The sequence below is a fragment of the Geomonas oryzisoli genome (assembly GCF_018986915.1).
In the GTDB taxonomy this organism is placed as follows: Bacteria; Desulfobacterota; Desulfuromonadia; order Geobacterales; family Geobacteraceae; genus Geomonas; species Geomonas oryzisoli.
Window position 1 is genome coordinate 3,790,422 of the sequence record NZ_CP076723.1, and the last position, 13,386, is coordinate 3,803,807.

The 13,386-nt window shown below is 62.6% G+C and carries 8 protein-coding genes; 2 read left to right on the forward strand and 6 right to left on the reverse strand.

Features of this window, described 5'->3' with window-relative positions:
• Positions 1–27 precede the first annotated feature (27 nt).
• Positions 28–540, reverse strand: coding sequence for a hypothetical protein (locus KP004_RS16670; protein ID WP_216799554.1), 513 nt, complete (start codon positions 538–540; stop codon positions 28–30).
• Between the two features lie 29 nt (positions 541–569).
• A complete protein-coding gene (gene ccsA / locus KP004_RS16675; RefSeq protein ID WP_239026839.1) occupies positions 570–1,352 on the reverse strand; it encodes a cytochrome c biogenesis protein CcsA in 783 nt (260 codons plus the stop codon).
• Positions 1,353–1,761: 409 nt separating this feature from the next.
• Here ccsA and KP004_RS16680 point away from each other — a divergent pair, with 409 nt between their 5' ends.
• Together KP004_RS16680 and KP004_RS16685 are read left to right on the forward strand one after the other, a co-directional pair.
• Entirely contained in the window at positions 1,762–2,343 is a 582-nt protein-coding gene (locus KP004_RS16680; RefSeq protein ID WP_216799556.1) for a hypothetical protein, read from the forward strand.
• The gene (locus KP004_RS16685) at positions 2,340–3,569 is read left to right on the forward strand and encodes a phospholipid carrier-dependent glycosyltransferase (protein ID WP_216799557.1); all 1,230 of its coding nucleotides are present in this window, start codon (positions 2,340–2,342) and stop codon (positions 3,567–3,569) included. Before KP004_RS16680 ends, KP004_RS16685 begins: the two co-directional genes overlap by 4 nt.
• Positions 3,570–3,606: 37 nt before the next feature.
• Here the strand turns inward: KP004_RS16685 and KP004_RS16690 are convergent, their stop codons facing one another.
• The 4 genes from KP004_RS16690 to KP004_RS16705 form a co-directional block, all read right to left on the reverse strand.
• Positions 3,607–4,755, reverse strand: coding sequence for a cytochrome c biogenesis ResB family protein (locus KP004_RS16690; protein ID WP_216799558.1), 1,149 nt, complete (start codon positions 4,753–4,755; stop codon positions 3,607–3,609).
• Positions 4,755–6,110, reverse strand: coding sequence for a hypothetical protein (locus tag KP004_RS16695; protein ID WP_216799559.1), 1,356 nt, complete (start codon positions 6,108–6,110; stop codon positions 4,755–4,757). Before KP004_RS16695 ends, KP004_RS16690 begins: the two co-directional genes overlap by 1 nt.
• Positions 6,111–6,265: 155 nt before the next feature.
• The gene (locus KP004_RS16700) at positions 6,266–8,713 is read right to left on the reverse strand and encodes a CxxxxCH/CxxCH domain c-type cytochrome (RefSeq protein WP_216799560.1); all 2,448 of its coding nucleotides are present in this window, start codon (positions 8,711–8,713) and stop codon (positions 6,266–6,268) included.
• Between the two features lie 26 nt (positions 8,714–8,739).
• Positions 8,740–13,356, reverse strand: a complete 4,617-nt coding sequence (locus KP004_RS16705; protein WP_216799561.1) for a CxxxxCH/CxxCH domain-containing protein — start codon at positions 13,354–13,356, stop codon at positions 8,740–8,742.
• Between the last annotated feature and the right edge of the window lie 30 nt (positions 13,357–13,386).

A 13,386-nucleotide genomic window follows, 5' to 3' on the forward strand; every position in this document is an offset into this window, starting at 1 on the left:
TACCTTGACTGCGTTGCCCCGCCGGGATTACAGGTCGAGCTTCTTGTTGGCGTAGATGGCATCCACCACACCCTTGATGTCGGAGATGGGATATGCCGTGGTCTTGCCGTCCTTGGTCTGCACGGTCCTCGACGCCATGACGATACCGTACTCGCCGCTGGGATAGATGACGAACTTCAGCACCACCCCCTTCTCGGCGATACCGGCCCGGCGCCCCTTGAAATCAAACCACCCGGTCGGGCTGGAGCCGCGGAAGTCGACATAGAAGTTGCCGGCCGCGCCACGGGTCTCGTACCAGTGTTTCTCTTTGAAGTAGCCGTACTTCTCGAAGGCGTCCCCGATCTTCTTGTTGGGGTAACCCGGCAGGGTGGCATCCTTGATGACGTCGGCCATAGGCCTGGCGGGCCCGAGGCCGCCCGTGCCGCCGCCGTGCGGGCTGATCATGGAGGGCCGGTTCATCATGATTTCCGGTGACGGCGACGCGAACACGCCGGAAACGACAAAAAGCACCAGTAAGAAGGGGACGAACATTATGCGCATGCGGTGAATCTCCTACCAAAGAAACTGAATCAGTGCTGAATCCTGAAACCGGCGTGGAAGGTTTCGACGCCGAAGGGAATGCCCCAGTAGCTCACGATCATCACCACGACGGCGATGAGGGAATACCAGGCAAGCCTGGTGCCGCGCCAGCCGAAGGTGACCCGCAAATGAAGATAGATGCCGTAGATGAGCCAGGAGATGAGCGACCACACCTCGACCGGATCCCAGTTCCAGTAGTTGCCCTTGACGGTGTTGGACCAGTAGGCCCCGGAGATGATCATGAGGCCGTACATGATGAAGCCCCCCGCGACGAAGCGGTAGGACAGCCTGTCGATGGTCGCAAGCTCCGGCAGTTTCGCCGCGAGCCCCGCGTCGTTTCTCTCCTTGAAGAGATACAGAAAGCCCATGCCGGCAGCGAGGAGGACCGAGGCGAAGCCGATGGTGGCGCCGGTGATGTGGACCCAGATCCAGCCGCTTTGCAGGGCGGGGGCGATGGTCGCCGCGACCTCCTTCAAAAGCGTACCCGCCCACCCCAGAAGGACGAAGGCCACCGGCATGACCAGCGCGCCCAGCGGCAGTACCTTCTTGATGGTGAACTCGGAAATGAGGAAGATGAGGACGGTCATGAACACGCCCAGGCTGAGGGACTCGGAGATGGAGATGAACGGGGTCACCCCGGCCCCCGAAGCGGCCCAGCGCATGGCGATCGCTATGACGTGAGGGATGAAGCCGGCCAGTGCGCTAAAGAGACCGGCACGGAACAGCTTGTCATAGTTCGCGATGAACCCGAAGATGTAACAGAATGTGCTCAAGCCATACAGTGCAACGGCTGTCCAGAAAAACAAGAGTTCGGCTTTCATCCATTCACCTCCAGAAGTAGGTTTCCGACAGTACTGCCCACTCAGGCTGTAGCGCCGGACCACCCATTAAAACATGCACCATCCTGCCATGTCAAACCTTATGATTCCCGCCTGGTTTCAGCTTTTCCGCACACTGTAGCTCTTCTATGACAGCCCGGACGAGTCCCAAAGAGTAACGATTGTCACCAGTATCAGGCCCTCGGTTCTGAAGGAGAGGAGACTCATGCGCCTTGACGAAAAAGCCCTGTTCATTCATAGTGTGGCAGCGGTCCGGGACGCTGTTGTGCCGGCCGGAACCGCCGCGTCACACAGTCGTGCGCATCGGCCTGTGCGACCTGAAACCACTCCCGGGATTGCAACCATGTACCGACACAAAACCGTCTGGTCATTGGCAGCCACCGCCTTGCTTATCGCGGTCATTGCCGTTGACAACAATCATGGCACCGGCCACAGGATCTTCGCGCCAGGAAGAGAAACCGTCACCGTGGCATCGCCCGAAAAGGCATACCATGTATGGCAACACAAAGGGGTCAAGGGGAGGACGCTGGTTCTTTTCGACCGCTACCCGCACATGCACGGCCGCTTCAACTACGAGGGCGAGCCGCAACTGGAGCATTCCAACCTGATCGAGTACTCCATATTCCAGAATGTCATCCGCAAGCTCTATTTCATCGTCCCCGACGAGAACTGGGTGGAGTTTCTGCAGCAACCAACAACCAAGGTCATAAAGCCCATTGCGGGACTGGAGAGGGGCGTCTCGCTGTACGACCTGAACGGCCTCCCGATGATCGGAACCACGCCCTCGTCGCTGCCGCATATCCCCGAGCAGGTGCTGGTCTACATCAACGGCGACGTGTTCGACGCTAGACAGGCGCAGGATCTGCTCACCCGCAAAGGCATCTCCAGCGACATCACCGTCATCTACCAGGGCAACCGCAAATGAAGAGAAACGAGATAATCCTTGTCTGCCTGCTGTTCCTGCTCGCCTTCGGCCTGAGGTTCTACGACATCGGCTATCCCAGCTTCAGATGGGGCGATGAGATGGCCCACGTCCCCGCCGGAACCAACTACTGGCTCAACGGACAGTTCGAGCCCGACAACTGGGAGCATCCACCGCTGCGCCACATCATCATGTACGGTTTCCTGCAGCTTTTCGGCGACAACCCGTACGGGTGGCGCATGAGGAACATCCTGTTCGGAGCGGTCGCCTGCGTGCTCACCTACCTCTTCGCGCGCAACGTGAGCGGCGGGAGAAAAGCCGCGCTGCTGGCGGGGTTGCTGCTCGCCACCGACCCCCTGCACATCGTCATGTCCCGCTACACCTTCGAGGAGATCTACGGCGGGGCCTTCTTCCTCGCGGCGATCGTGCTCTACCAAAGGCACGCCGGGCGCAGTTGGCTCGTCGCGGCGAGCGCCTTTTTCATGGGGTGCGCCCTGGCCACCAAGTGGTACTACGTCCCCTGCTGGCTGCTGATCTACCTGCTGCTTCTGAAAGAGAACCGGAACTATCGTAGCGTGGGGACCGCGTTCTTCATCACGGCGACCTATCTCTTCATTCCGGCCAGCGTGTTCATCGGTTCCTACTACTTCTGGTTCATGCGCGGTTATGCTTTCCCCGAGTTCCTCCAGTTCATACAGGACGCCTACTTTTCGCTGCAGACCTACCGGCCGGAGAACTACAACCCGGAGATGGTCTTCTTAAGTCACACCTCCGCGCTGGAATGGTTCATCCGCTCCGTCACCGTCGGCCAGGGGACCTTCATCGGTGCCGACCGCGGCGAATTCATTCTCTACATGAACAGCCTGCCGGTCTGGATCGCCACCCTGCCGGCCATGGTCTTGCTCGCGGTTCTGGCGCAGCGCCGCAAATCGCTCGAGCTCGGCCTGCCGGTGCTGCTGTTTCTGGGGACCTACTCCCTCTTCATCGAGGTCAAGCGTCCCACCTTCATCTACTCCGCGGCGCCGCTGCTCCCCTTCGCCTTCACCGCCATAGGCTGCCTGGTCGTGGAGGTGACCGGGCGGGTCAATGCCCGTCTCTACCACCTGGTACTGGTGACGATGCTGGCCTGGAACCTGTACCTGTATCCCCTGGCTACCGCGAAGAACGTGCCGGTCGCGCCCTACCGCTACCTGCTCGACGAATCCGACGCGAAACTGTACCGGCAGTAGATCGTGGCCGCCGGCCTGTTCCGGGTCCCGCGTCCAATCAGGCCTTCAGGCAATCCCGCCGCCCTTTCATAATCCGCCCCACCGTGGTGAGTATCATACCGAACAGTCCGACCCAGAGGCTGCTGAGCACGATGATCTGGCCCGGTTCGTAGCTCACCTTCATGCTGACCCAGTAACGGACCTCCCGCGCGGAAAGGCGGTACTCGCCCGCGTCGTACATCGCCCCGAGCGGGGTCTGGCTCTTCTCGAAGGTCTGCTGGTCCGCCATGCTCAGGGGGGAACCAAGAGGCTTCACCATGAAGAAGGCTGTTCCTGATTTCGGCTGCACCGGGTCCGGACGATACGCCACCTGGAGGTCAAAGAGCGGCTTCTCGGGGGCGTACGGGAAGGTGAGGCTGCCTGGGCCGGTCTTGGTCCCGGTGGTGTAAAAGGTAGATTTGGCGTCGTGCTTGAGGCTCTGCAGCGGGATATAGGCGCCGTAAAGCTCCTTCCCCTGCTTGTCAAAAAGAACCGTCAGGACGCTGTACCCTTCCTGGTCCGGGAAGAATTTGAATCCCCTGTAATTGAGGTTCTTGGTGAGGTAGATGGTTTCCTGCTTCTTGGCCTCTCCCTCACCCACCGTTATGTCGTAGGCCCTCTTCTTCTCCACACCGTCCAGCTTGTAGCCCATGTGCATGGCATTGAGGGTGGTTTCCCCCTTGAGCCACAAGACGTTGAAGAACCTCCCCATCGACACCTGGTCGTAGCTCTGGCGCTCTCCGTTTTGGACCGTCTCCCCTTCGGTGAGCCTCATCGCCCCCCTGAAGAAGAACAGGCTGTTGTAGATTATCCCTATGAACATCGCAACGAAGCTGAGGTGGAACAGGATCATTCCGAAGGAAATCAGGGTGACCCTGCGCCCCCAGATCCTGCCGAAGAAACAGCAGGCGACGTTGACGATGAGGAACACCAGGAGGCCGTTGAACCACATGGTGTCGAAGATCATCTCGCCGGAGCGTTGCCCGCGGAACAGCGTAACGCCGACCACGCAGCAGGCCAGGATGGCCACCAGAAGGACCATGGCGAGCCTGGCGGATGCCAGGAAGTCGTAAATCGCACGCAGTGTCCTGTTTACCGGGTGAACGCGCGGTTCCAGCGGGAAGCGCTCGCCGTCGTTTTCGTTATCGGGTGCTTCTATTTTTGCCATTACAGCTTCTCCACGTTCCAGACAAGTTTGCCGCCATCCTTGACACCGTAGGCGAGCAATTTGCCGTCAGGCGAGAAGACCGGGGGGAACACCATCTCATGCACCGGGTCCTGCCGGATGATCTTGCCGTCCAGGTCCGAGACCACAACGAAACGTTTGCCTTCATGGCGGACCCGGTAGACCACCCGCTTGCCATCCGGACTAAAAGTCGGGCCGGTGACCTTGTCAAACCTCGGCCCTTCCTTGCCGTTCACCACGGCGAAGATGCTCTTCCCGGTCACGCCAGGGGTCACCTTGCGGCCGAGGTACACGCGGCCCTTGCCGTCCTTGCTGTACGCCAGTTCGCCAACCTCGTCGTAGCGCCGGACGTCAGGCTCGCTGCCGGAGAAGGGTTCATGAAAGGCGCAGCTACCGTTGGAATCAGTCAGGAGGCCGACCCCCGTGTTGCCGGGGCGGAAGACGATCTGGCCCACCAGCTTACCGACGGGAAAGGGCTTTTCCTGACCGTTGCACACGAGGAGCCTGGTTCCGCCCTTCTCGGCGACATATGCCACCGACGATCCGTCCGGGCTGATGACGAGGTCCTTGATGCTGTCGTACAGCGCCCCTTCCTTGACCTGGTCCGGCTTGGCGAGACTCAGCTCAATCACCCTTTGTTTCCCCTGCACGTCAGAGGTAGCCGCGATCCTCGTTTTGTCTTCGCTTATGACCATGACTGTGCCGGTCGCTTCCCGAATCCATTGCTTCTTGAAGTCGAGGTCGGTGACGATTAACCGCGGCTTGGCGCCTTCCGCCAGGCTGTCCACGAAAGCCATTCTGGTGCCATCCGCACTGAAGCCGAACTGGTTGTGCTCCGTCCTGTAGGCGGGGAAGCTCCGGCCATCGACGACGAAATACCAGCGTCCGCCTGTTTTGGCCTGGTACGCGACATGGCGGCTGTCCGGACTGAAAAAGGGAATCTCCAACTCATCGACGACCTCCCCCTCCTTTCCATCTACAACCATGCGCAGTTTGTCCTCCACGTAGGCTTGGTAAGCGAGGCGCTGTCCATCCGGGCTGAGCGTAGGGGTCAAAATATTGGTATAGGAGTTCCCCCGTTTGCCGTTATGGACAACATGGAACTTCCCTCCCTGCTCCGCCGTGTAAAAGAAACCTCGCCCGGTGGCGTTGAACTCCACCTGGGGAACGTTGCGAATGGCGTTGGCGTTCCAGGCGCCGCCTTGTTGCGATCCTCCAGGGATTTCGGCGACCGTGGTGGTCGTAGTGAGCAAGGAGAGGTCTTGTGGTTTTGCTGATTCCTTCTGGCACCCGGTGAGGCAGAGCGCCAACACCGTAGTCAGGGACATTGCTTTCATGCTTCCTGTCATACATCGATCCTTGTTTCCGCTGCGCCTGCGAGGGCGCAGCCCTTGCTACACCTCGCCGGTCGTGGACTTTGGCCGGTCACTCAAGAAAAAAACCCCGCCCTGGTGGGCGGGGTAATGATCTTTCAGCCAACGCTTTGGGCTGCTTAGTACACGCCGCCCAGACCGTTACTGCTATTGCTCATGTCATTGCCGCAGGTGCCGCCGGTACCGGTGCACGTCGAGGGCGAGGAGATGGTGTCGCCTACTGCCGACTTGGGCGACCAGTTGCTCAGGGTGTTGCGTATGAAGGCGTACGGCCTGTTGCCGCCGGACCACTTGGAGCCGACGGTACCTACTACCCTGTCATTGAAGCCGTGCGCCTCTTCCATGCGCAGCGGACGAGCGACGCTGGTAGCCGAGTAGGTCGCGCCGACAACGCCGTAGCCGTGGCAGTAGGAGCAGTTGTTGAAGGTCGTGGTGCCCATGTTGCTCTTGCCGACGGTGAACGCGGAGCCGGTACCATGCTGCGTGGAGGTTGTCGCGTACTTGGTCGCGTGGCAGTTGACGCAGAGGTTGGTCGTAGCGGTGGTTCCCGCGGCCCTGATCGGACCACGCAGGGTGACCGCTCCGCCGTGCGCAGTGACCGTGGCGGTCTGCACGCCGGTCTGCCCCAGGGTTGCATGGCAGTCCCAGCAGGACATCAGCGGCCCGTACTGGGTGTTGTTTCCGTTGGTCTTGGTGACGCCGCTGTAGGGAGCCACCATCTGGGCGCCCTGCACGTAGCTGTTGTTCTGCTTGCCGATGACCGGATGGTAGGAAGCGTTGGTGGTCGTGAAGCCGGCCACGACGTTGACGACGTTACCAGAACCGTTGCTGTTGAAGGGAGCAACATGGCCGGTGATGGCAACGCCGAAGGGACGCATCGGGGTGCCGGTCGTCGGCACATTGGCGTTGGCGTTGGTGGCGCCCCCAGCGTCATGGCACTTGAGGCAGTGGTTCTGCTGGATAGCGGCGATGATCAGCCAGTTCGGGTCGTTTTCGAGAAGTACGCCGAGATTGCGGCTGAACTGGGTGAACTGGACGTCGGTCGTCCCTTCGACGTACGCTCCCGGAGTCGCACCGTTCCAGGTGACGTTCTTGATGTTGTTCCCGGTGTCCGGGTCGCGCAGGTTGATGTAGCCGTTGCCGTGCACCGCGGTGGTCTTGCCGGTGGTCTTGTCGCCTTCCATGTGGCAGACAATGCAGTCGGCGGCATTGACGACGGTGTTGGCCGGGGTGCCGCCGTTGGTGGAGCGCTTGTGGCTCCAGGTGCTCTTCATCTCGGCGACCACGTTCCTGCGGGTGGTCGGTCCGCCCAGGGCCTGGGTGGCAGCCGAAGTATTGAGAACTCCGTTGTGGCAGGAGACGCAGTTGAACACGGACACTCCCCAGATGGCGTTGCCGTGGCAGGAAACGGTCGAACAGGTGCTCCCGGCCACGTTGTAGGCATAGGTAAAGGTAGTTCCCGTCTTGGCGACAACGCTGTAGCTGCCGGCAGCGTGATTTGCCGTAGTGGCGATGGTGGTGCCGTCGGTGGTGGTCGCGTTATGGCAGACGTCGCAGGTCTTGGAGGCGTGCGACGCGTGGCTGTTCATCTTCGGCTCGGCCGCCGTGTACACCACGACCCTGACGCAGTCGATCTGGATGTTGGAGGCGGTGGTGTCGTTGTCCTTCACGATGACGCCGAAGTTGGCCGCCTGCAGGTCAGCAACGGTCCAGGTGGTGCCCCAGAGGTCGGTCGGAGTCGTGTTGACCGTGACCCATCCGTCGGTGGTCGGCATGGTGGCGGTTTTCGCTGTACCGGCAATGGTGGTGTTGCCGGTCTTGGTGAGCGCCACGTTGATGAGGCCCGAGGCAGCGAGACCGTGCACCGAGACGGAGATGCCGGTGATGGTATCGCCGGTAGTCAGTCCTGCGCCAGTGAGGTTGAAGGTGGTCAGCACCAGCGGCTGCTGGGTGGTGGTGTTGTAGACCGCGTAGAGGCCATCCTCCACCATGGCGTTGGTGCCGGTTGTCCAGCCGGTGCTGGTCGGGACGGCGGTGGGGTTAGCCCTGACGTTGGTATAGCTGGGTGCGCCCGTGGTCCCGCCGCTGCCGTGGCAGCTGGTGCAGGTGGTGCTCGTTCCCCAGTTCGGCGAACTGCCGGTGGCAGCGGCCCCGGTGGCCACCGAGGTGCCGTCGGAGTGGCAGTAGGTGGCCGAGCAGGTTTGGCCTGCCAGGGCGTTGTTGGAGACCGCGAAGCTGGTCCCCTTGCCGTAGGTCGCACCGGTGTTGCCGTTGATCGGCACCGCCATGTCGATGTTGCCGTTGGAGTGGTTCGCAGCGGCGTTGTTCACGTGGCACTTGGTGCAGGCGTAGGCGTACTGCCCGGTGCCGGAACCCGCATGCTTGTTGTGCGAGCCGGGGAACTGGCCGACGGTGCCACCGACGCGGCTTGCGTTGTCCACCGGCGGGTTGCCGTGGCAGTCCACGCAGGTGAGCGCGGACGCCGTGCCGGGGATGCCGGCGCAGGCGGTTATCGCGCCTGCGACCAGCAGTATCTTTCCATATTTCTCTTTAAAAACGTTCAGCATTATATCTGCCTCCCCCCGCTTGGAAACTACCAGGACGGCGTCTCTTTGTAATGGCAATCAACGTTGGAGCAGGTCTTCGGCTTGATCGAGGACGCTACCCCGACTGTGCCGTTGTAGACCGGCAGCAGGCCGCCGAACTGGCGGGCCGGCGTGATGGAGATGGTGCGCCCGGTGCCGGGGATGGCTTCGCCCATGTTGTGGGAGGCGCCATTATGGCATACGCCGCAGACCTGTGTCCATGAGGAACCTGCGCCGAAGGCGTCGGAGGTCGCGGTCAGCGTCACGTTGTAGCGCGTCTTCAGGTACGCGATGTGCTTCTCGTGGGCGCCCTTGCCGGTGATCACGCCGGAGCGCTCGGGGAAGGCAGACCAGGTGCCGACGTCGTAGCCGTGGCAGGTATCGCAGTTGCCGGCCCCGAACTTGATGCCGTCCATGTGGCGGCGGCCGGCCACGGTGCCGCTGCCGTCGCCGTTGTGGCCGTGGCAGCCGGAGCAGTCGGTGGTGTCGGTGTTCATGCCGTTGTGCGTGCCGGCCGGCTCGAACCCGGTGACGCCCGGGACCTTGTGGCAGACCTGGCAGTTGGCGACCGACTTGGTGCCGCTCACCACGTAGCCTGCGCTGGTCCAGGACGGGAACACCCCGCTCCCGGCGTTGGTGCTAAGCAGCGTGCCGCCGGTTGCTGCCGGGTTGTGGCAGTAGGTGTTGTTGCAGGTGGTGCCGCTGTAGGAGGCGGTCATCGCACCGTTTTTCGTCGCCAGCCCCTGGAACACCGGGATGGAGTTGGAGTTGATGTGGCTGAAGTCGGTCGGCAGCGGGCCGTGGCAAGCCTGGCACGTGTAGTCGATCGTCGAGTAGTTGCTGAAACCGTTCAGCCGCTTCAAGTGAGCCTGGTGCGCACCGACCTTGGGATCGTTGCTGACCTGGCCGATGCCGGTCAGGGTGCCGGTGAGCCCGTTTGCGTTTCTGGGCGGCGCCACCACGTAGCGGTTGTCCGGGGTGATGGTGGCGGTCTCGGTGCCGTGGCAGCCGGTGCAGCCAAGGCCCGCGACGCTGAAGCCCTTGCTGTGCTTGTGGCAGCCGATGCAGTCCTTGACACCGTCGGTGCCGAAGTGGTTGCCAAGAGTAGCGGTGGTCGCGTAGGGATGCGCCTTGGTACCGTTTGCGCTGGCTGCGTCGTAGGTATGGCAGATCTCGCAGATCTTGTCCGAGCTTGTCCTCGGTGTAGCGCCGCTGTCCCAGCCCGGAACCGGCTGGCTCTTGTCGGTGCCGGTGAGCCGCCTGTAGTTGATCGGCTGTCCGGCACCCGGGAGCTGCCCCTTGCTGGTGTCGGGCGCGGTAACGGTCTCGCGGATGCGGTTCACGTTGCGGGTCGCGGCGCCGCCCTGCACGTGGCAGGTGGTGCAGTCGAACTCGCCGTAGCGAGCACCCGGGATACCCCAGCCGCCGTTGGCGCTCCACTTGGTGGAGCTGGTGCTGTCCGAGTTGTGCAGCATCGGGTTGTTCACCGTCGAGGTGACCACCTTATTGGCGGGCGCCGTATGCGATACCGCGGAAACGGCCACAGTGGTTTTGTTGTTCACGTTCTTGGCCGCAGTCGACTTGGCGGAGACGGTGAGGGTCACCGAGCCGAGCTGGCCCGAACCGAGCGAGATGCTGGGTGCGCTGAAGCTGGACGCATTGAAGTCGGTGGAGTTGGTCTCCGACGGGATGGCCAGGTTGTAGGTAACGGCGCTGCAACCGGCACCGGAATCGGTGTTCTTCACGGTAACGGTGTACTTCATGGTACCGCCGCGGTTCAGGTAGCCGGAGTCGGGGCCGACGATCAGCAACGGGGTCTTCGGCGTGCACGCCACCACGTTGAGGGTGGTCTGTACGTTGCCGGTGCTCACCTGGGCATGGTAGGCATCGGCGCTGCTGAAGGCCCACGTCTTGCTCACGCCGCTGATGTGGTCCGGGGTCGCCTTGACGGTCACGGTGGTGGTGACCTGGCCGCCCGGCGGCAGGGTCACCGACGGAGAAGCCACGGTCGGCGGATCGAACACGTCAAGGGCGTCAATGTCGGAAACGCCGAGGTTGAAGGTCGTGGTGCCGCACCCGCCGTAGTCGTTGTTGATCACCTTCAGGTTGTAGACCGAGGTGCCGCCGTCTGCGGAAATGGTGGAGGCGATGCCGCCGGTTGCGGTCAGCAGGGTCAGGGTCGGGTCGTTGCGCACGCAAGCCGCACCGGTGGTGAAGGTCATGGGCGTGGTCAACGCCGTCTGGTTGCCCAGGCTATCCTTGGCCCTTACCTGCCAGGTGTAGGTGGTGCCGTAGCCAAGACCGGCCGGTGCCCAGTTGTTGGCGGCGATCCACCCGGAGTTGGCGTTGAAAGTCGCGCCGTCGGTGATGGTGAAGTAGTAGGTAACGCCACCCACGCCGGCATCGGTTGCGGTCGATGCCTGCAGCGCCACGTTGAGCGGCTGGTCGGTGGAGGTGTCCACCGGCGATACCGCGGTGAGGCCGGTCGGCGCGGTGGCGTCGACCTGCACCGTGCGGGTGAGCCCGGAGAGTGCGGAGACGTTGCCCGCGGCGTCCTTCACCCAGGGGTAGAGAGTATAGGTGCCATCAGCGGCCACGGTGTAGGTGGTCGGTGCGGTGGCGCTCCACCCTGCCGCACCGGCGGCGGGCTGGGTGCTGGTGGTAGTGATCAGGTAGCGGGACACCGAGGTGCCCACATCGGTGCCGGTCAGTGCCGCGATGGGGATGTTACGGCTGCCCGACGGGGTGTTGACGGTGAAGGTGGCGACGGTCGGAGCGGTCATGTCGACCACCACCGTGACCGGGGTGGCGTACAGCGGGGAGACGTTGCCGCCGCCGTCCTTGGCCCACGGATAGAGGGTATAGGTGCCGGCCGCGGCCACCGTGTAGCTGGTGGGCGCGGTAGAGGTCCACGCCGCGTCGGTGGCAAGCGGAGCGGTCGAGCTGGTGGTGATCATGTAGCCCGCGACACCGCTGCCGCCCACGTTGTCTGTGGCGCCGAAGGAGGTGATCGGCACCGTGAGGGTATTCACCGGGGTGGTGGCGGCGAAGCCAGCATTGACGGTCGGTGCCACGGCGTCGGAACTCAAGGGCGTGAGCCCCGCGGTCCAGACATCGGTAGCGTTGTAGTAGTTGGTGTAGCTGTCGTATTCGAAAATCTTGTAGTAGTAGGTGGTGCCGGCCACCAGTCCCAGGCTGTCGGGGACGGTAGTGGCGTTGCCCACGTAGCGAACGGTGCCGCCGCTGCCGAATGCCGCGCCGAGGCCGTAGGTCGTGCCGTCCACAGGCTTCGTGGTGTCGGTCTTGGCGCCAGCGTAACGGATGATGATCACGTTCTGCCCGGGGGTACCGTAGGTCCAGTTGAGCGTGATGGTAGTGCTCGTCGCCGTATTGGTCCCCCAGGTGGAGGCGTTGTGGGTGTTGATGAGCGTCAGCGTGGTGTCGGCGGTGTCGCTGCCGGCCATCACGTTGCCGCTGGTCAGTGCGGTCACGCGCGCCGTGGTTGCCGTGTTGCCCGAGGGAGCCCCGGCCGCACGGGTCTTGTAGGTGACCAGGATCTTGTAGCTTGCCGAGGTGTTGGTCACCGGAATGGCGGTGCCGCCCGAGAAGGTCCAGGTATCGGAGCCGGGGTTGTTCACCGTGCTGAAGTACTGGGTGGTGCCGGCCTCGTTCCAGATCTGCATGGAGTCGATGGCCGCGTTGTTGGTGGTGGTGACGGTGAGGCCGGTCACCGTATCGGTGGTGCCGGCGGAGCCGGTCACCAGCGAGAAGCCGTCTATCTTCTGGCTGGCGGCGCCCGGAGCCACGTTGGCGGTGGTGCCGATTGTGCCGTTGCCAAGGGTAGTCGTGGCAGGGCTGAGTCCGATGACGGCAAACCCGTATCTTGCGCTGGTCCAGGTCGGGAGCGGATTCTCGGTACCGCTGGCTGTGATAGCCTTGGAGCCGACGGCATCCTCGTACAGGGTACTGTTGGCAGTGTCGAAGTGCTCCGTGTAACCAGCGGGGAGGGAAGCTGTCAAGGCGCCGTTTACGTTGGAGCCGTAGATGGCCGTACCGCCGGCGGTGACGTTGATGGTGCCACTGGTCGGGGTGGTGGCCGAAGTGTCCGAAGCGACAGCGCGGGAACCCGTTGTGGGGGTCCCCTGATTAACATTGGAGTAGAAGGCGGCGGAGAGGCCGACGCCGGACGACGGCGTCGAGTTCCAGGTCACGGTGATGGACGGGGTGGTCCCCGTCGCGGCCGCGATGCCGGTTTCCTTCAGGTACCCGAACCATACCTTCTGGCGGCTGGTGGTGTCGGTCGCCACGATCTTCGTGAGCGCCTGCCCGCCGTAGCTGACCGTCGGGGTGAAGGTGGTTATGGCCGTGCTGTACTCCGCCACCACCTTGACCACCAAGAGGCGGTTGCTCCCAGCCCCCTTGGCCAGCGTCATGGCTGGCAAGGTCGAGGTGGTGCCGGTGCCGAGGATAGCCCACTGGGTGCTAACCGCTACCGCGGCCTGGGCGTCCTTCGCCTGCTTCATCTGGAAAAGGAGCACGGTCGCCAACATGGTGAACATCGCGATCAGGCAGGCTTTCGCACCCCACCCCATACCCCTGATATTTTTAACGATCACTTTTCCCATGTCAGTTCACCTGCCTTTGCATTCGATGTG

Coding starts and splice junctions, on each gene's coding strand:
- KP004_RS16670 (WP_216799554.1), bottom strand. CDS start 540: ATGCGCATAATGTTCGTCCCCTTCTTACTGGTGCTTTTTGTCGTTTCC.
- KP004_RS16680 (WP_216799556.1), top strand. CDS start 1,762: ATGTACCGACACAAAACCGTCTGGTCATTGGCAGCCACCGCCTTGCTT.
- KP004_RS16685 (WP_216799557.1), top strand. CDS start 2,340: ATGAAGAGAAACGAGATAATCCTTGTCTGCCTGCTGTTCCTGCTCGCC.
- KP004_RS16690 (WP_216799558.1), bottom strand. CDS start 4,755: ATGGCAAAAATAGAAGCACCCGATAACGAAAACGACGGCGAGCGCTTC.
- KP004_RS16695 (WP_216799559.1), bottom strand. CDS start 6,110: ATGAAAGCAATGTCCCTGACTACGGTGTTGGCGCTCTGCCTCACCGGG.
- KP004_RS16700 (WP_216799560.1), bottom strand. CDS start 8,713: ATGCTGAACGTTTTTAAAGAGAAATATGGAAAGATACTGCTGGTCGCA.
- KP004_RS16705 (WP_216799561.1), bottom strand. CDS start 13,356: ATGGGAAAAGTGATCGTTAAAAATATCAGGGGTATGGGGTGGGGTGCG.